The organism is Microbacterium sp. NPDC055502 (assembly GCF_053643635.1).
On sequence record NZ_JBSHKJ010000002.1, the window covers coordinates 495,828 to 519,922 of the forward strand.

Genomic DNA, 24,095 nt, shown 5'->3' on the forward strand with positions numbered 1-24,095 from the left:
GCCCGCGGGTCAGGTGTCCGTGGGAGGCAGGAACTGCAGCAGCCGAGGGGAGTCGGCGAAGCCGAGCCCGCGGTACAGCGTCACGGCCTCCTCGCTCGAGTGCACGGTGACGCGTGCTGCGCCGAGGGACACCGCGTGAGCGCACGCCGCCGCGACCAGTGCTTGCCCGGTCCCGCGCCCGCGGTGCTCCGGCAGCACGAACACGCTCTGCACGTCGGCCGAGACCCGGTCCGCGGCCCCGGGGCGCGGCACCCGGGGGAGCATCGCGACCCAGGCGACCCCGACGGGGTCGCCGTCGTCCGCCCTCGCTACGAACGCCGAGTGCGTGTCCTCGTGGAGGCTCCACCAGGCGGCGAGCTCCGCCGTGAACTCGTCGAACGACCGTCCCGCCGTCAGCTCGTCTGGCACGTCCTGCCACTTGAGCAGTGCGAGCCCCGCGACGTCTCGGCGGTCCGCACGGTCGATACGCACGATCAGCTCTTGTGACGGGGCTTCCGGAACGGCTTGTCCTCGCGGGGACCGCGGGGTCCGCGATCGTCACGGTCATGGCGGTCACCGCGGTAGCCGCGGCCCGCGCTGTCGTCGTTCCCGCGGTCGCGCGCAGCTCCCCGGCGTGCCCCGGGGCCACGGTCGGGCGCGATCTCGATCAGCCGCCCGGAGATGCGGGTGTCGCGGAGCTTCTCGAGGACGGCGGGGTCGAGGTTGGCCGGCAGTTCGACGATCGAGAAGTCGGGGCGGATGTTGATGGCGCCGAAGTCGTCGCGACCGAGGCCGCCCTCGTTCGCGAGCGCGCCGACGATCTGCCGCGGCTCCACGCGGTGCCGTCGTCCGACCTCGATGCGGTACGCCGCGTAGTCTCCACGGCCCCGGCGTTCCCTGGGCTCACGCGTCTCCCGCGCGTCGCGCGGTGCGCGCTCACGCGGAGGACGGTTGTCGGCGGCGACAGCTCGGGCGAGCGGGTCGTCCGCGGGGTCGAGGAGGAGTGGACGCTCACCCTGCGCGACCACGGCGAGAGCCGCGGCGACATCGCTCTCCGGTACGTCGTGGTGGCGCACGTAGTGGGCGATGATGTCGCGGAACGCGTCGATGCGGGCGGTCTCGGACAGCGCGGTCGTGATGGCGTCGTCGAAGCGTGCGAGGCGCGTGGTGTTGACGTCCTCCGTGGTCGGCAGCTGCATCTGCGTCGGCGTCTGACGCGTGGCCTTCTCGATGTGCTTCAGCAGGTAGCGCTCGCGCGGGGTGATGAAGCTGATCGCGTCGCCGGTCCGCCCGGCGCGCCCGGTCCGGCCGATGCGGTGCACGTACGACTCGGTGTCGGTGGGGATGTCGAAGTTGATGACGTGGCTGATGCGCTCCACGTCGAGACCGCGCGCGGCGACGTCGGTCGCGACCAGGATGTCGAGCTTGCCGTCCTTGAGCTGGTTGACACTGCGCTCGCGCTGCACCTGCGGCACGTCGCCGTTGATCGCGGCGGCGGAGTAGCCGCGAGCGCGGAGCTTCTCCGCGAGCGTCTCGGTCTCGTTCTTGGTGCGGACGAAGACGATCATCCCGTCGAAGTTCTCCACCTCGAGGATGCGCGTGAGGGCGTCCACCTTCTGCGCGTACGACACCACGAGGTACCGCTGGGTGATGTTCGTGTTGGTCGCGGTCTTGGACTTGACCGTGATCTCCTCCGGGTCGCGGAGGTACTGCTGCGCGAGGCGTCGGATCTGGGCGGGCATCGTGGCGGAGAACAGCGCGACCTGCTTCTCCTCCGGCGTCTGGGCGAGGATCTGCTCGACATCCTCCGCGAAGCCCATCTTCAGCATCTCGTCCGCCTCGTCGAGCACCAGGTACTGCAGTTCCGAGAGGTCGAGCGTGCCCTTGGCGAGGTGGTCCATGATGCGACCGGGGGTTCCGACGACCACGTGCACACCGCGGCGCAGCGCCGACAGCTGCACGCCGTACCCCTGACCGCCGTACACGGGCAGCACGTGGACGCCCTTCATGCGTGAGGCGTACGACTCGAACGCCTCGCACACCTGCAGCGCGAGCTCGCGCGTGGGGGCGAGCACGAGGGCCTGCGGGGTCTTCTGTGCGGTGTCGAGGCGCTCCAGCACGGGGAGCGCGAAGGCCGCGGTCTTGCCGGTACCGGTCTGCGCCATGCCCACCACGTCGCGGCCCGACAGCAGGGTCGGGATCGTCGCGGCCTGGATCGGGGAGGGGGTCTCGTAGCCGAGGTCTCGGATGGCCTTGAGGACGGGCCCGGTGATGCCGAGCTCCTCGAATCCGGGGGTTGCGGGGGACTCGTCGGGGGCGTCGGTGGGCACTGCGTCTTCAGGGGTCACTTCCCAAGGGTAGCGCGCGCCGGCCGCCACCACCTGTGCAGACGGCTCAGGCGCCGGTGGTGAGCGCGAGCAGCTTCTCCTTGACCTGGCGGCGCAGGACCTTGCCGATGAGCGACTTCGGCAGCTCGTCGACCACGAACACGCGGCGCGGCACCTTGTACGGGGTGAGGATTCTGCGGGCGTACGCGCGGATCGCTTCGACGTCGACATCGGCTCCTCCGTCGACGACGATCGCGGCGACGACCTCCTCGCCCGAGTGCTCGCTGGGCAGTCCGACGACGGCGGCGTCCACGACCGACGGGTGCTGCCGCAGCGCGTTCTCGACCTCGGTGGGGGCGACGTTGAAGCCGCCGGTGATGATCAGCTCCTTGATGCGGTCGACGATGCGGACGAAGCCGGCCTCGTCGATCGTGACGATGTCTCCCGTGCGGTACCAGCCGTCGACGAACACGGCGTCGGTCTCCTCCGGCTTGCCGTAGTAGCCGGAGAACACCTGCGGGCCGCGGACGACGAGCTCGCCCGCCGACCCCGCCGGTACGTCCTGCGTCGGGTTCTCAGGGTCGACCACGCGGCACTCCGTTCCGGGGAGGGGGAGGCCGACGGTGCCCGGCACGCGGTTGTCGGCCACGGGGTTCGCCATCAGCACGGGCGAGCACTCGCTCAGCCCGTAGCCCTCGACGAGGTACCCGTGGGTCGCGGCCTCGAAGGGGACGACCAGCTCGTGCGGCAGGGCCATCGCCCCGGAGATCGCGACCTCGATGCCGTCCAGGGAGATGCCCTTCGCCTGCGCGGCCCCGAGCAGCCGGTCGGCGATCGGGGGCACGAGCGGGAGGAAGGTCGCGGGGTGCTTCTTGACGACATCGAGCACGAGGTCGGGGTCGAACTTGGGGAACAGCACGAGCCGCGCCCCCATCGACATCGCGAACGTGAGGCACAGCGTCAGCCCGTAGGCGTGGAACATCGGCAGCACGGCGTACACCACGCAGCCCTTGCCGCGCTGGATCGACGGCACCCATGCCTGCGCCTGCGCCGCGTTCGCCAGCAGGTTGCGGTGCGTCAGCGCGGCGCCCTTCGGAGTTCCGGTGGTGCCCGAGGTGTACTGGATGATCGCGAGGTCGTCCGTGTTCGGTCTCGGATGCGACGCCGGAAGCGGGTCGGAGGCCACGAGCGAGTCCCACACCACGGTTCCGCGCACGCGCTCGGTCAGCGCTGCCCTGGACTCGCGCGCCTTCGCGACGGGCAGCCGCAGAGCGAAGCGGGTGAGGGCGGGCATCGCGCGCGTCACGTCGACGGAGACGAGGTTCGTCACGGCGAGGTCGGCGGGGAAGTCCTGCACGGTGGCGACGACCTTGTTCCACACGATCGCGTGCTTGGCGCCGTGATCCTCGAACTGCTTCCGCAGCTCGCGCGGCGTATAGAGCGGGTTGTGCTCGACGACGACGGCGCCCAGACGCAGCACGGCGTAGAAGGCGATGATGTGCTGTGGGCAGTTCGGCAGCACGATCGCGACCGGGTCGCCCGCACGCACGCCGAGGTCGCGGAGTCCGGTGGCGGCCCGGTCGATCGCGTCCTGCAGTCGGGCGTACGTGGTCTCACGGCCGAAGAACTGCAGCGCGGGAGCGTCGGGGTAGTCGCGGGCGGACGCGGCGACGATGTCGACGAGGGAACCGGTGACGGGGGCGAGATCCTCGGGGACGCCGTCGGCGTAGCTGGCGATCCACGGGCGAGGAGGCTGGAACGTGCTCACGCGCCCAGCTTAGGCGCGCCGCGACGCGCCGAGCGGGCGACGGCACCCCAACTAGACTGGGGTCGTGTCTGAAATCACCCCTGATCTTGTGCGCCATCTCGGCGTGCTCGCGCGCATCCAGCTGAACGACGACGAGGTGACGCGGCTCACGGGCCAGCTCGACGCCATCGTCGACAACATCGCCAAGGTGTCGGAGGTGGCCACGGCCGACGTCGCCGCCACGAGCCATCCGATCCCCTTGAGCAACGTCTTCCGTCCGGACGTCGTCGGGCAGACGCTCACGCACGAGCAGGTGCTGCAGAACGCCCCCGACGCCGCCGACGGCCGCTTCCGGGTGACCGCGATCCTGGGAGAAGAGCAGTGAGCGACATCATCCGGCTGACCGCGGCGGAACTCGCCGACAAGCTCGCGGCGCGTGAGGTCTCCAGCGTCGAGGCCACCCAGGCGCACCTGGACCGTATCGCCGCGGTCGACGGCGACGTGCACGCGTTCCTCCACATCAACGAGCACGCGCTCGACGCGGCCGCTGCCGTCGACGCACGCCGTGCGGCAGGGGAGGAGCTCGGCCCGATCGCGGGGGTCCCGCTCGCCATCAAGGATGTCCTGGTCACCACCGACCAGCCGACGACCAGCGGCTCGCGCATCCTCGAGGGCTATCGGTCGCCGTACGACGCGACCGTCGTCGCCCGCTCGCGCGCGGCCGGTCTCATCCCGCTCGGCAAGACGAACATGGACGAGTTCGCCATGGGCTCGTCGACGGAGCACTCCGCGTACGGCCCGACGCGGAACCCCTGGGATCTCGACCGGATCCCCGGTGGATCCGGCGGCGGTTCGGCCGCCGCCGTGGCCGCGTTCGAGGCCCCGCTCGCGCTCGGCTCGGACACGGGCGGCTCGATCCGTCAGCCTGCTCACGTGACCGGCACGGTCGGGGTGAAGCCCACGTACGGCGGAGTCAGCCGCTACGGCGCGATCGCCCTCGCGTCGAGCCTCGACCAGGTCGGCCCGGTCACGCGCACGGTGCTCGACGCCGGTCTGCTGCACGATGCGATCGGCGGCCACGACCCGAAGGACTCGACGTCGCTCGACGAGCGGTGGCCGTCGTTCGCCGCTGCAGCGCGTGAAGGTGCGAGCGGGGACGGCCTCAGAGGTCTCCGCGTCGGTGTCATCCGCGAGCTTCCCGACAGCGGCTTCCAGCCGGGGGTCGCCGCGTCGTTCCGCAGCGCCCTCGCGCTCCTGGAGGCTCAGGGCGCCGAGATCGTCGAGATCGATGCGCCGCACTTCGAGTACGGCGTCGCCGCGTACTACCTGATCCTCCCGGCGGAGGCGTCCAGCAACCTGGCGAAGTTCGACTCGGTCCGCTTCGGTCTGCGCGTGACGCCGGAGGGCAACCCCACGGTCGAGGACGTCATGTCCGCCACGCGCGACGCCGGATTCGGCGACGAGGTGAAGCGACGCATCATCCTCGGCACCTACGCGCTGTCCGCGGGCTACTACGACGCGTACTACGGCAGCGCCCAGAAGGTCCGCACGCTCATCCAGCAGGACTTCGCCGCCGCCTTCGGCCAGGTCGACGTGATCGCCACGCCTTCGGCGCCGACCACGGCGTTCAAGCTCGGCGAGAAGATCGACGATCCGCTGCAGATGTATCTCAACGACATCACCACGATCCCCGCGAACCTCGCGGGTGTGCCCGGCATCTCGATCCCGAGCGGCCTGTCCGACGACGACGGCCTGCCCGTGGGCATCCAGTTCCTGGCTCCGGCCAGGGAGGACGCCCGTCTCTACCGCGTGGGAGCGGCGCTGGAGACACTCCTCGTCGACTCGTGGGGGGCGCCGCTCCTCACCCGCGCACCGCAGCTCGCAGGAGGGAACCGCTGATGGCCGCCGCAGCCAAGCTGATGGACTTCGACAGGGCTCTCGAGCTGTTCGAGCCTGTGCTCGGGTTCGAGGTGCACGTCGAGCTCAACACGAACACCAAGATGTTCTCCGACGCGCCGAACCCGGCGAACGAGGCGTATCACGCCGCCGAGCCCAACACGCTCATCGCCCCGGTCGACCTCGGTCTGCCCGGGTCGCTGCCGGTCGTGAACGAGACGGCCGTGCGCTCGTCGATCAGCCTCGGACTCGCACTGGGCTGCTCGATCGCGGAGTCGAGCCGGTTCGCGCGGAAGAACTACTTCTACCCCGACCTCGGCAAGAACTACCAGATCTCGCAGTACGACGAGCCGATCGCGTTCGAGGGGTCGGTCGAGGTGGAGCTCGAAGACGGCACCATGGTGACCATCCCGATCGAGCGCGCGCACATGGAGGAGGACGCGGGCAAGCTCACCCACATGGGCGGCGCGACCGGACGCATCCAGGGCGCGGAGTACTCGCTGGTCGACTACAACCGCGCAGGGGTGCCGCTGGTGGAGATCGTCACCAAGACGATCTTCGGCACCGAGCAGCGGGCGCCGGAGGTGGCGAAGGCGTACGTGGCGGCGATCCGCGACATCGTGCGCGGTCTGGGCATCTCGGAGGCCCGGCTGGAGCGGGGCAACCTGCGCTGCGACGCCAACGTGTCGCTTCGTTCGCGGGGGCAGGAGAAGCTCGGCACGCGTACCGAGACGAAGAACGTCAACTCGATGCGCTCCGTGGAACGCGCCGTCCGGTACGAGATCCAGCGCCAGGCGCAGATCCTCGCCGACGGCGGCACGATCATCCAGGAGACCCGCCACTGGCACGAGGACACCGGCACCACCTCGCCGGGCCGTCCGAAGTCCGACGCGGACGACTACCGGTACTTCCCCGAGCCGGACCTCCTCCCGGTGCAGCCGGCCCCGGAGCTGATCGAGGAGCTGCGCGCGGCACTGCCCGAGCAGCCCGTCGCGCGGCGCCGCCGGCTCATGGCCGACTGGGGTTTCACGCCGCTGGAGTTCCAGGACGTCCGCAACGGCGGTCTGCTCGACGTCGTCGAGGCGACGATCGCGGCGGGCGCGACGCCGGCGACCGCGCGCAAGTGGTGGACGGGTGAGATCAGCCGCCTGGCGAACGCGCAGGAGAAGGACGCCGCGGAGCTGATCACCCCCGAGAACGTCGCGGCGTTGCAGAAGCTCGTCGACGAGGGGACCCTCACCGACAAGCTCGCCCGCCAGGTGCTCGAGGGCGTCATCGCCGGCGAGGGCACTCCGCAGCAGGTGGTCGATGCCCGGGGCCTGGCCGTGGTGTCCGACGACGGCGCGCTCGTCGCGGCGATCGATGAGGCCCTCGCCGCACAGCCCGACGTGATGGCGAAGATCCAGGACGGCAAGGTGCAGGCCGCCGGTGCGATCATCGGTGCGGTCATGAAGGCCATGAAGGGTCAGGCCGACGCCGCACGCGTGCGCGAGCTCATCCTCGAGCGCGCTGCCCAGTAGCCGTCTCTCCCGGGCCTCGTGTCCGGGGCCCGGGAGAGAATGGACGCATGGGACACGGTGACGGCAGAGGGCGCATGGTGTCCGCGGCCGATGCCGACGACACGGGAACCCGCATCCTGCATGTCGACATGGACGCGTTCTACGCCGCGGTCGAGGTGCTCGACGATCCGAGTCTGCGGGGCCTGCCCCTCATCATCGGCTCGCCGGACGGTCGTTCCGTCGTCTCCAGCGCCTCGTACGAGGCGCGGCGCTACGGCGTGCGGTCCGCGATGCCCGTCTCGCAGGCTCTCCGCCTGTGCCCGACGGCCAGGGTGGTACCGCCGCACTTCCCCCGCTATCAGGCGGTCTCGCGCCAGGTGATGGCGATCTTCGAGTCGTTCACCCCGCTGGTGGAGCCCCTGTCCGTCGATGAGGCGTTCCTCGATGTGCAGGGCGTGCGTCGGCTGTGGGGGAGCCCGGCGAGGATCGCCGCGCAGATCCGGGAGCGCGTCTCGGCGGAGGTCGGCATCACGTGCTCTGTGGGCGTGGCCGAGACGAAGCACGTCGCCAAGATGGCGTCGACGATCGCGAAACCCGACGGCATGCTCGTGGTATCGGCCGCGGAGACGCTCGACTTCCTGGCCCCGCGGTCGGTGCGCGCGTTGTGGGGTGTGGGGCCGAAGGCGGCGGAGGCGCTGGAGGCGCGAGGCATCCGTACGATCGGCGACATCAGGGCGACCACGGCCGACATGCTCGACCGTGCAGTGGGCCCGGCGCTGAGTGCGCGGCTGGCGCAGCTCTCGTGGGGCCGGGATGCGCGGGCGGTGGACACCGAGCGCGTGGAGAAGAGTATCGGACACGAGGAGACGTTCGACGTCGATGTCGACGACCGCGCGTTCCTGCGTGCGGAGCTGTTGCGGCTTGCCGATCGCGTGGGCGCGCGGTTGCGTCGTGCCGGGTGGGAGACGTCGACCGTGTCGATCAAGATCCGCTTCGCCGACTTCCGCACGGTCACCCGGTCGCAGACCCTGAGCGACCCGACCGCCGTGAGCCAGCGCATCGGGGAAGCGGCGCAGAGTCTGTTCGAGCAGATCGATCGGCGCGATCCGATCCGTCTGGTCGGCGTGCGGGCCGAGAGACTGCAGCCGGCGGGCGGCTCCGCCCTGGCGCTCTGGGACGACGACGAGGACTGGCGCCGCGTGGAGGGGGCGGTGGACGAGGCGATCGCCCGCTTCGGGACGGCGACGATCAGCCGCGCGCGTCACATCGGTCGCGGCGAGGGTCGCGGGGCCGCGCGGCATCCGAAAGACCACGGCATCGCGGATTGAGGGGCGCGCACGCGGGCGGGGTCGGCTACCGTGGGAGCATGCCGAACATTGCACTGGAACTCGGGAAGCAGGTCGCGTCCTTCGGCGTGAAGAGCGCGTACGGTGAGCCGCAGGATGTCGACGGCGTGAGCGTGACGCCGGTCGCATTCACCTACTCCGGTTTCGGGGGCGGCAGCGGCGACGGTGCCGAGGGCGGCGGCGGGGGCGGTGTCTCGATTCCCGTCGGCGTCTACGTGCGCCGCGAGGAGGGGCTCCGCTTCGAGCCGAACATCGTGACGCTGCTCGTCGTGGCGGTGCCCTTCGTGTGGGTCACCGGTCGTGCCCTCACGCGCATCATCCGTGCCCTCAAGAAGTGACGATCCCGTCGCGGCGGCGCTTCGCCAGGCCGCGGCACTGATCGCGCAGGACATCCGCGGCCTCGCTGCGGCGAACCCGATGGTGGTCATCGACGGCGGGAGCGGTGCTGGCAAGACCTCGCTGGCGGAGCTGCTCGCGCGGAACTGGCCGCTCGTCGGACGGGTGCAGGTCATCGCCCTCGACTCGCTGTACCCGGGCTGGGACGGCCTGGAGTCCGGCGTGGAGCGAGCGGTGGACGGAATCCTGCGGCCGCACGGGCGGGGCCTGCTCGGCTCCTGGCGTCGGTGGGACTGGGAGCAGAACACGGAGGCGGAGAGTCATGCCGTCGACCCATCGCTCGGTGTGATCGTCGAAGGCAGCGGCATCCTCCGTCCGTCGACGGCCGACCTCGCCGATGTCCGCATCTGGGTGGAGGCGGGGGAGGAGTCGCGAAAGGCGCGCGCGCTCGCGAGGGACGGCGACACGTACCGACCGCACTGGGAGCGGTGGGCGGCGCAGGAGCGTCAGCACCGCCTGCAGCACCACCCGCGCGAGCTGGCGACGCGCATCGTCACGGTGCCGTGACCGCCGGTATCCGGTCTCAGGCCCCGATGTCGTCGGCCGCTTCGATGAGCAGTTCGAGCCGGTAGCCGAGCCAGTCGTACACGGCCATCGCCTCACCACCCGCGACGGGCTCCTCCACGGTGAGGCCGAGCCGCGTCGCGATCACCAGACGGATGGCGGTGAGGGTGCGCAGCCAGGAGTCGATGTCGCTTCGCCGGATCGTCACCTCCCGGAGCTCGCGGGCCTGTTCCGGCGTGAACGGCGCCTCCGGGTCGAAGGCGGAGAGCGCCGACCGCACGGTGCGCGCATCCAGGACACGCCGGTCGGTCACGTCGTCGCGAGTGGCCGCTGCGAACGCGGCCGCGGCACCCTCGTCGTCGGGATAGGGGTTGGGCGTCAGTCGGGCGATCGCGGGGTCATTCGGATCCTGCTCGGCGATGAGGGCGAGGAAGTCGTCGACGATCCGCAGGAGCTGGGCGCCCTCGATGGCGGCGACGGTGAGGATGAGGGGGGCGGTCATGCGGATGCCTTCCGCACGGTCGCCCAGAGCCCGTAGTCGTGCATCGCCTGCGCGTGGACCTCCATCGTCTCGCGCGGCCCTGTCGCCACGATCGCGTGGCCCTCGTTGTGCACGGCGAGCATGAGTGCGGTGGCGTGCTCCTCGGTGTAGCCGAAGTAGGTGCGGAAGACACGGACCACGTAGCTCATGAGGTTCACCGGGTCGTTCCAGACGACGACCTGCCAGGGCTCGAGCGGTGCGGCGGACAGATCCGTGCTCTCGTCGAGATCGGGGAGTGCCGTGCTCATCGTCACGCCCATCCCAGCTCGTGCAGGTGCGCATCGTCGATGCCGTGGAAGTGCGCGATCTCGTGCACGAGCGTCGTGTGGATCTCGTCGCGCAGTTCATCGAGGGTCTCGCACTGGGCGAGGTGCGGCTCGCGGTAGACGATGATCCGATCCGGGAGTTCGCCCATGCCGTACTGTGTGCGTTCCGTCAGTGCGAGACCGTCGTACATCCCCAGCAGGTCGAGACTGCCGTCCTCGGGGCGGTCCTCGACCACGAACACGACGTTGTCGAGGCGGTCCACCATGTCGTCGGGCAGCAGGTCCAGCTCCTCGATCACGAGGGCCTCGAATGCGCCGGCGTCCATGTCCATCCAGACCAGCCTAGGGGCCATTCGGGACACCGGTCAGTGCAGCAGGACCAGCAGCGCTGCCACGAGGATGAACAGGCCGCCGAAGACGGCGTTGAGGATGCGCTGCCCGCGCGGCGAGGCCGTCAGGCGGCGGAAGGGCCGGGCCGCCACCGCGAAGAACCCCCACATCACCAGCACGTCGACCACGACGACCGTCGCGATCAGCGCGAGGTACTGGGGAAGCTGTGGCTGGTCGAGCCGGATGAACTGAGGGATGAACGCGAGGAAGAAGACGATCGCCTTGGGGTTGAGCAGGTTGACCCAGAAGCCCCGGCGCATCATCGACCAATGGCTCTCGTGCGCCGGTGCGGGGACGGGCGCGTCGTCGAGCGGTGGTGTCGGGCGGCTGAGGATGAGGCGGAGGCCGAGGAAGACGAGGTAGGCGGCGCCCGCGTAGCGGATGAGGGTGAACAGCACCTCGGATCGGGAGACGAGCAGACCGACGCCCGCGGCGACGATCACGACGTGGACGATCAGAGCGATCTGCTGGCCGATGATGCCCCAGATGGAGCGTCGCCAACCCTGCGACAGGGAGTTCGACATCGTGTTGATCGCGCCGGCGCCGGGCGTGAAGCTGATCACCACCGACGCGGTGAGGAGCGAGAACCAGACCGCCAGTGACACGGCTCCAGTCTAGAGCCGCACGGCAGCGTCGATCCGCGCCCTGAGACGGAAGAAGCCCGGTTCCGAGGAACCGGGCTTCTTCTCTCCGGGTGAGTAACGGGGCTTGAACCCGCGACCTCCTGGACCACAACCAGGCGCTCTACCAACTGAGCTATACCCACCATGCGCCCGCCTGCGCGGGCAACCCTACGAGTCTATTACATGTTCGAGGTGAACTCCGACACGGTGCGCGTCGCGATCTCCTTGGCGTCGTCGCTCGACGGACCCGGCTCGTCGACGAACACGGCCTCCCGGTAGTAGCGGAGCTCACGGATGGACTCGAGGATGTCGGCGAGGGCCCGGTGTCCGCCGTCCTTGGCCGGGGCCTGGAAGAACACCCGGGGATACCAGCGCCGGGAGAGTTCCTTGATGCTCGACACGTCCACGTTGCGGTAGTGCAGCCACTGGTCGACCTGCGGCATGTACTTGGCGAGGAACATGCGGTCGGTGCCGATCGTGTTGCCTGCGAGGGGTGCCTTGCGCTCGAGCGGGACGAAGCGACGGATGTAGGCGAGCGTCTGCTCCTCGGCTTCCGCGAGCGTGACGCCCCGCGGGATCTCCTCGATCAGCCCGGAGGTCTCGTGCATCTTCGTGACGAAGTCGTTCATGTGGGACAGCGCCTGATCGCTCGGCTTGATCACGACCTGGAATCCGGGGTCGAGGGGACGCAGCTCGAAGTCGGTGACGACGACCGCGATCTCGACGAGCTCATCCACGGAGAGATCGAGGCCCGTCATCTCGCAGTCGATCCAGACCAGGCGATCGTTCTCGGAGGCAGCTACCATGTCGTCATCCTATCGAGGGCACCGACATCGCCCGCCTGCCCGCGGTACGGTAGGACTGTCCGCCTCCGTAGCTCAGGGGATAGAGCAGGAGCCTTCTAATCTCTTGGTCGCAGGTTCGAATCCTGCCGGGGGCGCTTCCGATCGACGTAGCGACGGCATCAGCAGTGGCGAAGCGCGGCCACGGCATCGTCGGCACGCCAGAACTCTCCGATCAGCCGGAAGCGGCCGGTCGCGAGGTGCAGCCGCTCCGCCCGGTAGCGCAGACCGAGCGGGTCCGGCACGATCCTCAGGTGACCGAGGACATACTCCCGCGAGTCCTGGACCCGCCACAGGTGGTCGGCGGCGCGGACGAGATGCTCCTTCTCCGAGGAGAGACGAGGTGCGGCGAAGGGCACCTCGGGGGCCGTGGCGGACGTTCGTTCAGACATCGATTTCTCCCTTCCTGCAACAACGCTACGACGGGCCACCGACATTCGCGCCGCGCCGGGACACGCGTCTGACCGGGCTCTTCCTCCACGCTTCGTCGATGTCGGCGATGTGTCCCCACAGCGCGTGGATCCGTCAGTCGATGCTCCTGCCGTCACCGCAGGCTGGAGACATCCGGAGAGGTTCCGGCGACAGAAGGAGAACAGCATGACCGAGATGATCACCGTCGTGGGGCGAGTGGCGACCGATCCGCATCAGGGGCACACCGGTGCGGGGGTGCCCGTCACCAACTTCCGGCTGGCGAGCACGCACCGCCGCTTCGAACCGACGACCCAGACCTGGGTCGACTCCGAGACCAACTGGTTCTCCGTGGCGGCGTTCCGGCAGCTCGGTCAGAACGCCAGGGCGTCGCTGCGGGTGGGCGACAGCATCGTCGTGACGGGCCGCCTGCGCATCCGGGCCTGGGAGAGCAATGGGAAGCAGGGCACGAGTGCCGACATCGAAGCCGACGCGATCGGGCACGACCTGCGGTGGGGGACGACCGCGTTCCGGCCGTCGCCGAGACGCTCTCCGGAGACCGTGGCGGAGGGGGAGAAGGATGGGGAACAGTCTCCCGGTGCCGACTCCGCGAGTGGAAGCGCGCGGACGACGGCGAGTGGCCGAACCGGAGACGATCTGGGTGATCTGTGGGGCATCGACGGTTCCGGGGACGGGGGTGCGGCGACGGACCAGGCGTTCCCCGACGGCTTCCTCGGAGCGGGAGCCAGGGTGTCGGCGGGGCAGTAGGGGCAGGCGCGCAGCGTCAGCCACGCACCGTCAGCACGCCGGGCTGTGGGTGTGGGCGACGTAGACTCGGCTCGTGCTCCGAACGGCCCCGTCACTCGCCCGCACCGCCCGCGCGTTGGTCGGAGCCGGTGCGATCCTCGTCCTCCTCGTCGGATGCACGGCCGCTGCCGGCGAGCATCCGACGCCGCCGAGCTCCCTGTCGCCCTCGCCCGCGGATACGGCGACGGCGTCGCCGGCACTGCAGCCCGAGGGCACCGCGGAAGACAATCTTCCGTATTTCCGGGCGATCGCGGAGGGTGTGTGGGCCTCGGAACAGCGGGCGGAGGGTCGGGCCTATATCGACGCGCTGGTGGCCGGGGGCTTCGATCGCACCGCCATGCAGGTCACGCCCGACCAGACCACCGTGGGCAACCCGGTGGAGAGCCTCCAGTTCTCGGTGCGCTGGGGAGAGGAGTCCTGCCTGGTGGGACAGGTCGGTCCCTCGACGGGACAGGTGGTGGCCGTCGTCATGCCCCAGCTTGCCGAGGGACGCTGCCTGGTCGGGACGACGCGTCCGATCGACTGGTGATGCTTCGATCACGAACCCTGCCGCCGACGGCCGGTAGGCTGGAGTGTCGATCTTCGACGCCAACAGAAGGAGCGGTTTTCGGTGGCTGAGTACATCTACTCGATGGTGCGTGCGCGCAAGGCGGTGGGCGAGAAGCTCATCCTCGACGACGTCACGATGGCGTTCCTTCCCGGAGCGAAGATCGGCATGGTCGGCCCCAACGGCGCCGGCAAGTCGACGATCCTGAAGATCATGGCCGGGCTCGACACGCCGTCCAACGGCGAGGCGAAGCTGTCGCCCGGCTATTCGGTCGGGATCCTCATGCAGGAGCCGGAGCTGGACGAGTCGAAGACCGTGCTGGAGAACATCCAGGACGGCATCGCGATCAAGGCGAAGCTCGACCGCTTCAATGAGATCTCGGCGCTGATGGCCGATCCCGATGCGGACTTCGATGCGCTGCTCGCCGAGATGGGCACCCTGCAGGAGGAGATCGACGCGGCCGACGGCTGGGACCTCGACTCCCAGCTCGAGCAGGCCATGGACGCACTGCGCACGCCCCCCGGCGACGCCGCGATCGCCCCCCTCTCCGGTGGAGAGAAGCGACGTGTCGCCCTCGCCAAGCTCCTGCTGCAGAAGCCGGATCTGCTGCTCCTCGACGAGCCGACCAACCACCTGGACGCGGAGAGTGTGCTGTGGCTCGAACAGCACCTGCAGTCGTACAAGGGCGCCGTCATCGCCATCACCCACGACCGGTACTTCCTCGACCACGTGGCCGAGTGGATCGCGGAGGTCGACCGCGGTCGGCTGATCGGCTACGAGGGCAACTACTCGACCTACCTGGAGAAGAAGGCCGAGCGTCTCGACATCCAGGGCAAGAAGGACGCGAAGCTCGCCAAGCGCCTCAAGGACGAGCTCGAATGGGTCCGTTCCAGTGCCAAGGGTCGCCAGACGAAGTCGAAGGCGCGACTCGCGCGCTACGAGGAGATGGCCGCGGAGGCGGAGCGGACGCGGAAGCTCGACTTCGAGGAGATCCAGATCCCCGCGGGGCCGCGCCTGGGCAACGTGGTGATCGAGGCGAAGAACCTGCAGAAGGGCTTCGACGGACGCTCGCTGATCGATGGCCTCAGCTTCAGCCTTCCGCCGAACGGCATCGTCGGCGTGATCGGTCCGAACGGCGTCGGCAAGACCACACTGTTCAAGACCATCGTCGGTCTCGAGCCCCTCGACGGCGGCGACCTGAAGATCGGCGAGACGGTCAAGATCAGTTACGTCGACCAGTCGCGCTCGTCGATCGACCCGAACAAGACGCTGTGGGAGGTCGTCTCCGACGGGCTCGACTTCATCACGGTCGGCAAGACGGAGATCCCCTCGCGGGCCTACGTGTCGAAGTTCGGCTTCAAGGGTCCTGACCAGCAGAAGAAGGCCGGTGTGCTCTCGGGCGGTGAGCGCAACCGCCTGAACCTCGCGCTCACGCTGAAGGAGGGCGGCAACCTGCTGCTCCTCGACGAGCCGACCAACGACCTCGACGTCGAGACGCTGAGCTCGCTGGAGAACGCCCTTCTCGAGTTCCCCGGCTGTGCCGTGGTCATCACCCACGACCGGTGGTTCCTCGACCGCATCGCGACGCACATCCTGGCGTACGAGGGCACCGACGAGAAGCCCGACCAGTGGTACTGGTTCGAGGGCAACTTCGAGGCCTACGAGCAGAACAAGATCGAGCGCCTCGGGCCCGACGCGGCCAAGCCGCACCGGTCGACCCACCGCAAGCTCACGCGCGACTGACCCGATGACTGCGCCTTCGCCGGGAACCCGCCTGCACATCCCGATCCACCTCCGCTGGGGGGATCTGGACGCGTTCAACCACGTCAACAACACCTCGATGCTCAAGCTGCTCGAGGAGGCGCGCGTCCGCGCGTTCTGGCGGGCGGGTCCCGGCGAGGAGGCGCCGTCCACCGCGGTGCTCGACTCCGGCATCGACGAGGGCATCCTGACGCTGATCGCCCGGCAGGAGATCGAGTACCTCGCGCCGGTGCCGTATCAGCGTCGACCGCTCGAGGTGCAGATGTGGTTCGGCAAGCTCGGCGGGTCCAGTGTCGAGGTCTGCTACGAGGTGCACAACGACCCGGCCGCGGAGCCGCGGGTGCTGTACGCGCGGTCGACAGCAGTGATCGTGCTCGTCGAGGCCGCGACAGGGCGCCCCACGCGACTCACCTCCGAGATGCGTGAGGCCTGGGAGCCGTACGTCGGCCCCTCCATCGAGTACGCGCACCGCTGACCTCGACGGCCGTGTGACCCGCGCCGAACGCTCGGATCAGGATGCCTCCGGCGGCACGCGGATCATGATCTCCTGCGCCACGCTCGCCACCAGCGAGCCGTCGCGCGTGTAGATCCGCCCGGTGGCCAGCCCGCGCCCGCCGCGCGCGTTCGGGGACTCCTGCGCATACAGCAGCCACTCGTCGACGCGCGCGGGACGGTGCCACCACATCGCGTGATCGAGGCTCGCGACCTTGAGCCCCTGGTGGGCCCACGAGACCCCGTGCGCGCGCAGGATGGACTCCTGGATCGTCATGTCGCTCAGGTACGCCAGTGCCGCGCGATGCAGCCGCTGGTCGTCGGGGAGCGGAGCGCGCAGTCGCATCCAGACGGCCTGACGCGGGACCCGGGCATCGTCGTTGGGGAGGTACAGCGGCGACTCGACGTGACGGATGTCCGCGGCGCGATCGGTGAGCATCCGCCGCGCGCCCCCGGTGAGTCCGGGAACGCGATCCTCGTCGGGGGACAGCGTCTCCGGGTCGGGCACGCCCTCGGGCATGGGCTCCGCGTGCTCGACTCCCGGATCCGCATCCTGGAAGGACGCGATCATCGAGAAGATCGGCACCCCGTTCTGGTACGCCTGCGTGCGGCGCGTCGAGAATGAGCGGCCGTCATGGATGCGGTCGACGGCGATCGTGATGCCCTGACTCGCGTCACCGGGCCGCAGGAAATAGCCGTGCATCGAATGGACGGCGCGATCCTCCGGCAGTGTGCGCTCCGCCGCGAGGAGCGTCTGCGCCAGCACCTGGCCTCCGTAGATGCGGCCGCTCGGCATCGGATGCGAGGAGCCCGTGAAGATGTCCTCGGTCGTCCGGGCCTGGGTGGCGTCGAGGTCGAGAACCTCGAGGAGTCGATCGACGGTCTGGATGGCGTGGTCGTCCGCGCTCATGGGTTCCTCTCCGCGACCGCAGGCGCCGCACCTCTTGGTAGTTTAGAACGCGTGCCGCCTACGCTCCTGCTCGCCGATCCCGACACGGCGAAGGATGTCCTGACGTTCGTGGGCCGCGCCGGTCGCGCGGGCGACGGGGGAGTACGACTTCAGGCCTCGCGCGGGGTCCTGGCGCTGACCACGGCCGTGCTCTCGCCGCAGACCCTGTTCGATCAGACCCCCACGATCCTCGCGATGCGTATCGTGCACGCGGACCCTGAGCTCGAATGCGACCTGGTCGTCGACAGCCTGTCGCCCGCCGACACCCCCGAACGCCTCATGCTGCCGGACACCGGCCTGTCGCCGTCCTGGGCCGGGGTGTCCCCGCCGCGCCAGGGCTGGACCGTGGAGGCGTCGCTGGAGGCGTCCGTCGTCGCGCAGCGCGCACAGTGGGGGATCTCCGCCGTGGCGCGGGGGGCGGGTGCCGGCTCGGGCGAGGAAGCGGTTCGCGCGCTCCGGGCGGCCATCTGGGGCGAGCCCGACGACGATCTCGGCGGGCTGCCGCGCGGTGTGGCGTTCGCCGCGGACGCCATGGGCTTCATCTCGGGCGAGGAACAGGTCGGGGTGTCGCGCGCCGGCCGCTGGTCGCGGCTCGCCTTCCGTCGCGGGCATGTGCTGGCACGAGGCCCCGTGGCGTCCGGGCTCACGGGCGTGCGGGCCACCGGCACCCGAGCCTGACGGCGCTGCCACCACGGCGCGACGGGATGAGCGCCAGGGCCTGATGGGACGGCCGAAGCGCCGGCGTGACCCGAGGGGGTGAGCCACGCTCGTCGATCGACCGCGCCGGGGGCGTCACCCGAGGGTTTCGCCACGAGCCCCGTGGCGCGGGGTCAGCCCGCCGCCGCTACGGCCGACCTTCCCGCCTGTCGCCCGGAGAACAGGCACCCGCCGAGGAACGTGCCCTCCAACGCCCGGTACCCGTGGACACCGCCACCGCCGAAGCCGCTCGCCTCGCCCGCGGCGAACAGGCCAGGGATCGGGATGCCCTGGGCGTCCAGCGCACGACCGTCGAGGTCGGTGTGGATGCCGCCCAGCGATTTGCGGGTGAGGACGTGCAGCTTGACCGCGATCAACGGGCCGGCGGCCGGGTCCTGCAGCCGGTGCGGCGCTGCCGTCCGGATGAGCTTGTCACCGCGGTAGCCGCGCATCGAGCGCAGCATGCCGATCTGGGCATCCTTGGTGAACTCGTTCTCGATCTCGCGGTCGCGCGCGACCACCTCGCGCCGCACGGTGTCGATGTCGAGCAGCTCGCCACCGTCATGCCGGCTCATCTGCTCCAACAGCGACTCCAGGTCGTTCTCGACGATGAAGTCCTGTCCCTCGTCGAGGAACGCCTGGACGGGGCCGGTCGGTCCCTTGGCGAGCCGCGACTTCAGCAGCAGCCCCACATCCTTGCCGGTGAGGTCGGGGTTCTGCTCGCTGCCGGACAGGGCGAACTCCTTCTCCACGATCTGCCGCGACGTGACGAACCAGGAGTGGTCGTGACCGGTGCGCCGGAGGTGCGCGAGCGTCCCGAGCGTGTCGAACCCGGGGAAGAGCGGCACGGGGAGGCGCGCGCCCGTCGCGTCGAGCCACAGGGACGAGGGGCCGGGGAGGATGCGGATGCCGTGCGCGGGCCACACCGGATCCCAGTTCGTGATCCCCTCCACGTAATGCCACATGCGGTCGCCGTTGATCAGGCGGGCGCCGGCGGCCGCGGTGACGGCCTGCATCGAGCCGTCGACATACGCCGGGACGCCGGAGAGCATGTGCGCCGGCGGCGTTCCCAGCCGTTCGGGCCACGCCGCACGGACGAGCTCGTGGTTGCCGCCGATCCCTCCGGACGACACGACGGTCGCATCCGCCGTGATCTCGAACGCGCCGATCACCTCGCGGGAGGACGGCACTCCCCGTTCCGCACCGCTGGAGGCGAGGACGGAGCCGCGGGCGCCGGTGACACGTCCATCCGTGACGATGAGGCTCTCCACGCGGTGCCGCGCGAGCACGGTGAGACGACCGCTGCGCTCGCCCTCCTCGACGGCCGCGGCGAAGGGGGCGACGATCCCGGGGCCGGTGCCCCAGGTGATGTGGAATCGCGGCACCGAGTTGCCCGGTCCGATCGCGCCGTAGCCGCCGCGCTCCGCCCAGCCGACCACGGGGAAGAAGCCCACGCCGAGGCTGCGCAGCCATGAGCGCTTCTCCCCGGCGGCGAACTGCAGATACGCCTCGGCCCAGCGGCGCGGCCACTCGTCCTCCGGGCGGTCGAAGCCCGCGTTGCCGAACCAGTCCTGGGTGGCGAGCTCGAGCGAGTCCTTGATGCCGAATCGGCGCTGCTCGGGGGAGTCCACGAAGAAGAGTCCGCCGAACGACCACCACGCCTGGCCGCCGAGGTTCGTCCGCGGCTCCTGGTCGACGACGATGACGCGGCGTCCGGCCGCCAGTGCCTCGCGGGCGGCGACCAGTCCGGCCAGCCCCCAACCGATCACCAGGACGTCCGTGGTCGGGGGCTTCGTCGTCATGTGTTCTCCGTTGATTCCTGACGTGTGCGGGTCTCGAGCGTCGGGCGCCCGTGGGGAGTCGTGCCGATGCCGGACGGCTCGAATGTGTTCACCATGGCATAGGCGGCGCGCTCCAGGTAGTCCCAGAGCGTGGATTCGTGCAGCGGAGACAACCGAGCCTCGTCGACGGCGGTGCGCATGTGACGAAGCCAACGATCACGCGCGTCCGGGTCGATGTGGAACGGCATGTGACGCATGCGCAGGCGCGGGTGTCCGCGGGTCTCGCCGTACGTGGTCGGACCGCCCCAGTACTGTTCCAGGAACATCCGCAGGCGGTCCTCGGCGGGGCCCAGATCCTCCTCGGGATACATCGGCTTGAGCACCGGATCGAGGGCGACCTCGCGGTAGAACACGGAGACGATCTTCCGGAACGTCTCTGCGCCCCCGACCTCGTCGTAGAACGTCATCTGTCGCCATTCCCCTCGGTCGACGGCTTCTTGCGGCGCCAGATGCCGCGGTCCGGGATGACCGGCACGCCCGTGACGGCGTTCGGCCGGGTCTTCGGCGGGTTCGCCCCGCGCACGCGCCGTGCGCCTTCGAGCCCTGTCGGCACGACATCGGACATGCGCGGCACCGCGATCTCCTTCTCCAGCAGAGCGGCCCGCAGCCGGCGCCGCAGCTCCTGTGCGACGTCGTCTCTGGCGTTCGCCCTGGTCTTGATGACGACGCGGACCACAAGGGCGTCGCCGTCGATGGATTCCAGGCCCCACAGCTCGGGCTTCTCGACGATGCGCGTCCGCCACTTGGGGTCCTTCGCGAGGCCCTGTGCCGTCTCGAGCATGATGTGCTCGACCTGGTCGAGGTCGGCGTCCGGGGCGACGCCGGTGTCGACGATCGCGCGTGCCCATCCCTGGGACATGTTGCCGATGCGCGTGACCTCGCCGTTGCGGACGTACCAGAGCGTCCCGTTCACGTCTCGCACCTGGGTGATCCGCACGCTCACGTACTCGACCACGCCGCTCGCCAGACCAAGGTCGACCACGTCACCGATGCCGATCTGGTCCTCCGCGACGAGGAACATCCCGTTGAGCACATCTTTGACGATGTTCTGGGCGCCGAAACCGAGACCAGCACCCACGGCGGCGGTCAGCAGCGTGAGCGACCCGAGCAGGCTGGGACTGAGAGCGTTCACGACCAGCACGATCGCGATGACCACCAGCATCACGTTGACGATGTTCTGGAGGATCGTGCCCAGGGTCCTCGTGCGCTGGACCAGACGCATATCGGCGAGCGGAGAGCGTTCGAGCGCCTGGGTGTCGTCGACCGACGCCTTGTTCTTCGCGCTGTCCACGATCCGGTGCACGACGCGCCTGATCACGCGCCGCAGCACGAAAGCGATCACCACGCAGGAGGCGATGATGATCGCGACGACGAGCGCTTTGCCGCCGATGTGTCCGAGCAGGGTCAGCAGGTCCTGGACCCAGTCGGGAAGCGGGGTGGGAGTGGGGTCTGGCGTGGTCTCGAGGGGGAGGATCATCGCTGCCGAGTTTACCGAGCGGGCCTCTGCCCCGGCTGGAAGCGCGGCGGCAGAGGCCCGGACGAAGGGTGGCGCCGATCAGTCCTCGGCGTCGCGGGACTGCGCCGCCAGCGCGCGCTCGACGTCGGCGAGGTTCTCCAGCACGAGGCGACGGAGCGCCGGCGGAGCGTCCTGGTGCGAGGACAGCCACGAGCGCGTCGCGTCGCGCAGCGCCACGTCGGCCAGCGCCGTGGGGAACAGGCCGACGATGAGGTACTGGGCGATCTGGTAGGTGCGCGACTCCCACACCGGCAGCAGCATGTCGAAGTACTTCGGCACGAACTCGCCGAGCACTTCGGCGCCTGCGGGGTGCACGAAGCCGAGGGCTGCCGACCGGACGATCGTGTTCGGCGCGTCATCCCGCTCGATCAGAGAGGCCCACGCGGCCTGCTTCGAGGCGGCGTCGGGAAGAGCGGCTCGTGCCTGCGCGGCGAACTCCGCGCCCTTGGCGGTGTTGTCGGCGGCGAGAGCGGCGTCGATCGTCGCGGCGTCCGTCGCTCCGATGGTCGCGAGTCCGACGAGCAGCTGCCAGTTCAGGTCGGCGTCGATCTCGAGACCGGGGAGGGTCTCCTCGCCGGAGCGCAGGCGCCCAACGATGCCGGCGTGCTCAGGGGTGACCAGGGCGTTCGCGAACGCCGTGACGAACTGGAGCTGGCTGTCGCTGCCCGCTTCTGCGGCTTCGGCGAGGGCCCACAGGCCGTCCGCGACCTTGAGCCGCGCCGCCTGGCGCTCCTCGGGTCGCACGTACAGCGTGGCCGCCGTGCGCAGCTGGGCGAGCGTCGTGCGGACCGTGGTCGACTCGGTCTCGCGGCCGATGTTGCCCAGCACGAGGTCGATGTAGTCCGAGGCCGCCGTCTCCGCGTCGCGCGTCTGGTCCCAGGCGGCGCCCCACACGAGGGAGCGCGCAAGCGGGTCGTGGATGTCGGCGAGGTGTGCGATCGCCGTCGCCAGCGACTTCTCGTCGAGACGGATCTTGGCGTAGGCGAGGTCGTCGTCGTTCAGCAGGATCAGGTCGGGGCGCGCGAGGCCCTGCAGTGCGGGGACCTCGGTGCGGTCGCCGTCGACATCGACCTCGACGTGGTGGACGCGCGTGAGCGTGCCGTCCTGCAGCGAGTAGAAGCCGATGCCCAGGCGGTGCGGACGGATGGTCGGGTAGTCCGCCGGGGCCGTCTGGGTGATCGCGAAACGCGAGATCTTGCCGTCGTCGCCCTCGGCCACCACGGGCTCGAGCGTGTTGACGCCGGCCGTCTCCAGCCACTTCTTCGACCAGGTGCCCAGGTCGCGTCCACTCGTGGCCTCGAGCTCCGACAGTAGGTCGCTGAGCTCGGTGTTGCCCCACGAGTGCTTCTGGAAGTACTGCGACACCCCGGCGAAGAACGCCTCGATGCCGACCCACGCGGCGAGCTGCTTCAGCACCGAGCCGCCCTTGGCATAGGTGATGCCGTCGAAGTTGACCTGCACGTCTTCCAGGTCGTTGATCTCCGCGACGATCGGGTGCGTGGAGGGGAGCTGATCCTGGCGATAGGCCCAGGTCTTCTCCATCGCGTTGAACGTGGTCCAGGCCTCGGTCCATTCGGTGGCCTCGGCGGTCGCGATGGTGGAGGCCCACTCCGCGAACGACTCGTTGAGCCACAGGTCGTTCCACCACTTCATGGTGACCAGGTCGCCGAACCACATGTGCGCGAGCTCGTGCAGAATCGTGACGACCCGGCGCTCCTTGACGGCGTCGGTGACCTTGCTGCGGAAGACGTAGGTCTCGGTGAACGTGACCGCACCCGCGTTCTCCATCGCCCCGGCGTTGAACTCGGGCACGAACAGCTGGTCGTACTTCGCGAACGGGTAGGGGACGCCGAACTTCGATTCGAAGTACGCGAAGCCCTCACGGGTCTTGTCGAAGATGTAGTCGGCGTCGAGGTGCTGCCACAGGCTCTTGCGGCCGTAGACGCCGAGCGGGATCACGCGGCCGGAGGCGCTGGTGAGCTCGGAGAACGTGGACTCGTAGGGTCCCGCGACGAGGGCGGTGATGTAGGAGGAGATGCGCGGCGTCGGCTCGAATCCCCAGGTGGCGGTGACGTCGTCGTCGTGCACGATGGGCTCGGGCGTGGGGGAGTTGGACACGACCTTCCACGCCGCGGGCGCCGTGACCGTGAACTGGAACGTCGCCTTGAGGTCGGGCTGCTCGAAGACCGCGAAGACGCGGCGCGAGTCCGGCACCTCGAACTGCGAGTACAGGTAGACCTCGCCGTCGACGGGGTCGACGAATCGGTGCAGGCCCTCGCCGGTGTTGGTGTAGAGGCAGTCCGCGTCCACGACGAGGACGTTCTCGGCCTGCAACCCGGACAGCGCGATGCGCGAGTCGGCGAAGACCTCCTGCGGGTCGAGCTGCTCTCCGTTGAGCGAGATCTCGCGCACGTCGCGGGCAATCAGGTCGATGAAGGTGAAGCCGTCGGGCGTCGCGGAGAAGCGCACGACGCTGCGGGAACCGAAGACCTCGGCGCCCTTCGTCAGATCGAGGGCGACCTCATAGGAGTGCGTGTCGATGACATCGCGGCGCTCCTGCGCTTCGATTCGGGTGAGGTTCTCTCCAGGCACAGCTGTACTCCCAGGGGTGAGGGGATGTCACCGGGGTCGGCGCAGTTGGCGCCGACGGCAACCATGACAGCCTACGCCAGTGCGCGAGGCGGGCTCACGCTCTGTGCGCATTCTCCCGGCGGCGAGCGGA

Annotated in this window: 25 protein-coding genes and 2 tRNA genes; 12 read left to right on the plus strand and 15 right to left on the minus strand. The window is 69.7% G+C overall.

Annotated features, from left to right (window positions below; all coding sequences use genetic code 11):
* Positions 1-9 precede the first annotated feature (9 nt).
* Genes ACWH95_RS13380 through ACWH95_RS13390 form a run of 3 tightly spaced genes read right to left on the minus strand, consistent with a single transcriptional unit; the run spans position 10 to position 4,074 of the window.
* Entirely contained in the window at positions 10-471 is a 462-nt protein-coding gene (locus tag ACWH95_RS13380; protein ID WP_454120804.1) for an N-acetyltransferase family protein, read from the minus strand.
* Positions 472-473: 2 nt separating this feature from the next.
* Positions 474-2,327, minus strand: a complete 1,854-nt coding sequence (locus ACWH95_RS13385; protein ID WP_378803671.1) for a DEAD/DEAH box helicase — start codon at positions 2,325-2,327, stop codon at positions 474-476.
* Positions 2,328-2,373: 46 nt separating this feature from the next.
* The gene (locus tag ACWH95_RS13390; RefSeq protein ID WP_454120805.1) at positions 2,374-4,074 is read right to left on the minus strand and encodes a long-chain-fatty-acid--CoA ligase; all 1,701 of its coding nucleotides are present in this window, start codon (positions 4,072-4,074) and stop codon (positions 2,374-2,376) included.
* A gap of 64 nt (positions 4,075-4,138) precedes the next feature.
* On the opposite strand from ACWH95_RS13390, the gene gatC reads away from it, so the two are divergent.
* Genes gatC through ACWH95_RS13420 form a run of 6 tightly spaced genes read left to right on the plus strand, consistent with a single transcriptional unit; the run spans position 4,139 to position 9,697 of the window.
* Positions 4,139-4,438, plus strand: a complete 300-nt coding sequence (gene gatC, locus ACWH95_RS13395; RefSeq protein ID WP_136031845.1) for an Asp-tRNA(Asn)/Glu-tRNA(Gln) amidotransferase subunit GatC — start codon at positions 4,139-4,141, stop codon at positions 4,436-4,438.
* Positions 4,435-5,952, plus strand: coding sequence for an Asp-tRNA(Asn)/Glu-tRNA(Gln) amidotransferase subunit GatA (gatA, locus tag ACWH95_RS13400; protein WP_136031847.1), 1,518 nt, complete (start codon positions 4,435-4,437; stop codon positions 5,950-5,952). Before gatC ends, gatA begins: the two co-directional genes overlap by 4 nt.
* A complete protein-coding gene (gene gatB / locus ACWH95_RS13405) occupies positions 5,952-7,469 on the plus strand; it encodes an Asp-tRNA(Asn)/Glu-tRNA(Gln) amidotransferase subunit GatB (protein ID WP_454120806.1) in 1,518 nt (505 codons plus the stop codon). The genes gatA and gatB overlap by 1 nt, the downstream gene beginning before the upstream one ends.
* Before the next feature lie 47 nt (positions 7,470-7,516).
* On the plus strand, positions 7,517-8,776 hold the full coding sequence (locus ACWH95_RS13410) for a DNA polymerase IV (RefSeq protein WP_136037383.1): 1,260 nt from the start codon (positions 7,517-7,519) through the stop codon (positions 8,774-8,776).
* A 38-nt stretch (positions 8,777-8,814) separates the two neighbouring features.
* A complete protein-coding gene (locus tag ACWH95_RS13415) occupies positions 8,815-9,132 on the plus strand; it encodes a hypothetical protein (RefSeq protein WP_136031854.1) in 318 nt (105 codons plus the stop codon).
* On the plus strand, positions 9,116-9,697 hold the full coding sequence (locus ACWH95_RS13420; protein ID WP_454120807.1) for a hypothetical protein: 582 nt from the start codon (positions 9,116-9,118) through the stop codon (positions 9,695-9,697). Before ACWH95_RS13415 ends, ACWH95_RS13420 begins: the two co-directional genes overlap by 17 nt.
* 16 nt (positions 9,698-9,713) lie before the next feature.
* Here ACWH95_RS13420 and ACWH95_RS13425 read toward each other — a convergent pair whose 3' ends face one another.
* The 6 genes from ACWH95_RS13425 to orn all read right to left on the minus strand — a co-directional run bounded on the left by ACWH95_RS13425 (position 9,714) and on the right by orn (position 12,320).
* Positions 9,714-10,196 (minus strand): DUF2017 family protein, encoded by a 483-nt coding sequence (locus tag ACWH95_RS13425; RefSeq protein WP_206251291.1) that lies wholly within the window; start codon positions 10,194-10,196, stop codon positions 9,714-9,716.
* Positions 10,193-10,483: an ATP-dependent Clp protease adapter ClpS gene (gene clpS, locus ACWH95_RS13430; protein WP_136031860.1), complete on the minus strand. Its 291-nt coding sequence runs from the start codon at positions 10,481-10,483 to the stop codon at positions 10,193-10,195. Before clpS ends, ACWH95_RS13425 begins: the two co-directional genes overlap by 4 nt.
* A 2-nt stretch (positions 10,484-10,485) precedes the next feature.
* Positions 10,486-10,833, minus strand: coding sequence for a metallopeptidase family protein (locus tag ACWH95_RS13435; protein ID WP_136031862.1), 348 nt, complete (start codon positions 10,831-10,833; stop codon positions 10,486-10,488).
* Between the two features lie 33 nt (positions 10,834-10,866).
* Entirely contained in the window at positions 10,867-11,496 is a 630-nt protein-coding gene (locus tag ACWH95_RS13440) for a LysE family transporter (protein WP_136037380.1), read from the minus strand.
* Positions 11,497-11,584: 88 nt separating this feature from the next.
* A tRNA-His gene (locus tag ACWH95_RS13445) sits at positions 11,585-11,657 on the minus strand.
* A 36-nt stretch (positions 11,658-11,693) separates the two neighbouring features.
* The gene (gene orn, locus ACWH95_RS13450) at positions 11,694-12,320 is read right to left on the minus strand and encodes an oligoribonuclease (RefSeq protein WP_136031865.1); all 627 of its coding nucleotides are present in this window, start codon (positions 12,318-12,320) and stop codon (positions 11,694-11,696) included.
* 61 nt (positions 12,321-12,381) lie between these two features.
* Here orn and ACWH95_RS13455 point away from each other — a divergent pair.
* Positions 12,382-12,454 (plus strand) — tRNA-Arg (locus ACWH95_RS13455).
* Positions 12,455-12,478: 24 nt separating this feature from the next.
* Here the strand turns inward: ACWH95_RS13455 and ACWH95_RS13460 are convergent.
* Positions 12,479-12,748, minus strand: coding sequence for a hypothetical protein (locus ACWH95_RS13460; RefSeq protein ID WP_136031867.1), 270 nt, complete (start codon positions 12,746-12,748; stop codon positions 12,479-12,481).
* 205 nt (positions 12,749-12,953) lie between these two features.
* Here ACWH95_RS13460 and ACWH95_RS13465 point away from each other — a divergent pair, with 205 nt between their 5' ends.
* The 4 genes from ACWH95_RS13465 (at position 12,954) to ACWH95_RS13480 (ending at position 16,354) form a co-directional block, all read left to right on the plus strand.
* Positions 12,954-13,532 (plus strand): single-stranded DNA-binding protein, encoded by a 579-nt coding sequence (locus tag ACWH95_RS13465; protein ID WP_454120808.1) that lies wholly within the window; start codon positions 12,954-12,956, stop codon positions 13,530-13,532.
* A 73-nt stretch (positions 13,533-13,605) separates the two neighbouring features.
* Positions 13,606-14,100, plus strand: coding sequence for a DUF6993 domain-containing protein (locus ACWH95_RS13470; RefSeq protein ID WP_454120809.1), 495 nt, complete (start codon positions 13,606-13,608; stop codon positions 14,098-14,100).
* Positions 14,101-14,181: 81 nt separating this feature from the next.
* A complete protein-coding gene (gene ettA / locus ACWH95_RS13475) occupies positions 14,182-15,861 on the plus strand; it encodes an energy-dependent translational throttle protein EttA (RefSeq protein ID WP_211544294.1) in 1,680 nt (559 codons plus the stop codon).
* A gap of 4 nt (positions 15,862-15,865) precedes the next feature.
* Positions 15,866-16,354, plus strand: a complete 489-nt coding sequence (locus ACWH95_RS13480; protein ID WP_136037378.1) for an acyl-CoA thioesterase — start codon at positions 15,866-15,868, stop codon at positions 16,352-16,354.
* A 36-nt stretch (positions 16,355-16,390) separates the two neighbouring features.
* Here the strand turns inward: ACWH95_RS13480 and ACWH95_RS13485 are convergent, their stop codons facing one another.
* Positions 16,391-17,281, minus strand: a complete 891-nt coding sequence (locus tag ACWH95_RS13485; protein ID WP_136031876.1) for an acyl-CoA thioesterase — start codon at positions 17,279-17,281, stop codon at positions 16,391-16,393.
* A gap of 51 nt (positions 17,282-17,332) precedes the next feature.
* Here ACWH95_RS13485 and ACWH95_RS13490 point away from each other — a divergent pair, with 51 nt between their 5' ends.
* Positions 17,333-17,998, plus strand: a complete 666-nt coding sequence (locus ACWH95_RS13490; RefSeq protein ID WP_136031878.1) for a hypothetical protein — start codon at positions 17,333-17,335, stop codon at positions 17,996-17,998.
* 152 nt (positions 17,999-18,150) lie between these two features.
* Here ACWH95_RS13490 and ACWH95_RS13495 read toward each other — a convergent pair whose 3' ends face one another.
* From ACWH95_RS13495 to pepN, 4 genes are all read right to left on the minus strand, one after another.
* Positions 18,151-19,818, minus strand: coding sequence for an FAD-binding dehydrogenase (locus ACWH95_RS13495; protein WP_454120810.1), 1,668 nt, complete (start codon positions 19,816-19,818; stop codon positions 18,151-18,153).
* Positions 19,815-20,264 carry a globin gene (locus ACWH95_RS13500; RefSeq protein WP_136031882.1) on the minus strand — a complete coding sequence of 150 codons (450 nt, stop codon included), beginning with the start codon at positions 20,262-20,264 and terminating at the stop codon, positions 19,815-19,817. The genes ACWH95_RS13495 and ACWH95_RS13500 overlap by 4 nt, the downstream gene beginning before the upstream one ends.
* The gene (locus ACWH95_RS13505) at positions 20,261-21,334 is read right to left on the minus strand and encodes a mechanosensitive ion channel family protein (RefSeq protein ID WP_454120811.1); all 1,074 of its coding nucleotides are present in this window, start codon (positions 21,332-21,334) and stop codon (positions 20,261-20,263) included. The genes ACWH95_RS13500 and ACWH95_RS13505 overlap by 4 nt, the downstream gene beginning before the upstream one ends.
* Before the next feature lie 78 nt (positions 21,335-21,412).
* On the minus strand, positions 21,413-23,965 hold the full coding sequence (gene pepN / locus ACWH95_RS13510) for an aminopeptidase N (protein WP_454120812.1): 2,553 nt from the start codon (positions 23,963-23,965) through the stop codon (positions 21,413-21,415).
* Between the last annotated feature and the right edge of the window lie 130 nt (positions 23,966-24,095).

What these genes read in the sequence shown, in the direction of transcription:
- ACWH95_RS13480 (WP_136037378.1), top strand. Translation starts at nt 15,866, where the DNA reads ATGACTGCGCCTTCGCCGGGAACCCGCCTGCACATCCCGATCCACCTC.
- ACWH95_RS13410 (WP_136037383.1), top strand. Translation starts at nt 7,517, where the DNA reads ATGGGACACGGTGACGGCAGAGGGCGCATGGTGTCCGCGGCCGATGCC.
- orn (WP_136031865.1), bottom strand. Translation starts at nt 12,320, where the DNA reads ATGGTAGCTGCCTCCGAGAACGATCGCCTGGTCTGGATCGACTGCGAG.
- ACWH95_RS13465 (WP_454120808.1), top strand. Translation starts at nt 12,954, where the DNA reads ATGACCGAGATGATCACCGTCGTGGGGCGAGTGGCGACCGATCCGCAT.
- ACWH95_RS13435 (WP_136031862.1), bottom strand. Translation starts at nt 10,833, where the DNA reads ATGGACATGGACGCCGGCGCATTCGAGGCCCTCGTGATCGAGGAGCTG.
- ACWH95_RS13500 (WP_136031882.1), bottom strand. Translation starts at nt 20,264, where the DNA reads ATGACGTTCTACGACGAGGTCGGGGGCGCAGAGACGTTCCGGAAGATC.
- clpS (WP_136031860.1), bottom strand. Translation starts at nt 10,483, where the DNA reads ATGAGCACGGCACTCCCCGATCTCGACGAGAGCACGGATCTGTCCGCC.
- gatB (WP_454120806.1), top strand. Translation starts at nt 5,952, where the DNA reads ATGGCCGCCGCAGCCAAGCTGATGGACTTCGACAGGGCTCTCGAGCTG.
- ACWH95_RS13505 (WP_454120811.1), bottom strand. Translation starts at nt 21,334, where the DNA reads ATGATCCTCCCCCTCGAGACCACGCCAGACCCCACTCCCACCCCGCTT.
- ACWH95_RS13460 (WP_136031867.1), bottom strand. Translation starts at nt 12,748, where the DNA reads ATGTCTGAACGAACGTCCGCCACGGCCCCCGAGGTGCCCTTCGCCGCA.
- ACWH95_RS13495 (WP_454120810.1), bottom strand. Translation starts at nt 19,818, where the DNA reads ATGACGACGAAGCCCCCGACCACGGACGTCCTGGTGATCGGTTGGGGG.
- ACWH95_RS13425 (WP_206251291.1), bottom strand. Translation starts at nt 10,196, where the DNA reads ATGACCGCCCCCCTCATCCTCACCGTCGCCGCCATCGAGGGCGCCCAG.
- ACWH95_RS13485 (WP_136031876.1), bottom strand. Translation starts at nt 17,281, where the DNA reads ATGAGCGCGGACGACCACGCCATCCAGACCGTCGATCGACTCCTCGAG.
- ACWH95_RS13415 (WP_136031854.1), top strand. Translation starts at nt 8,815, where the DNA reads ATGCCGAACATTGCACTGGAACTCGGGAAGCAGGTCGCGTCCTTCGGC.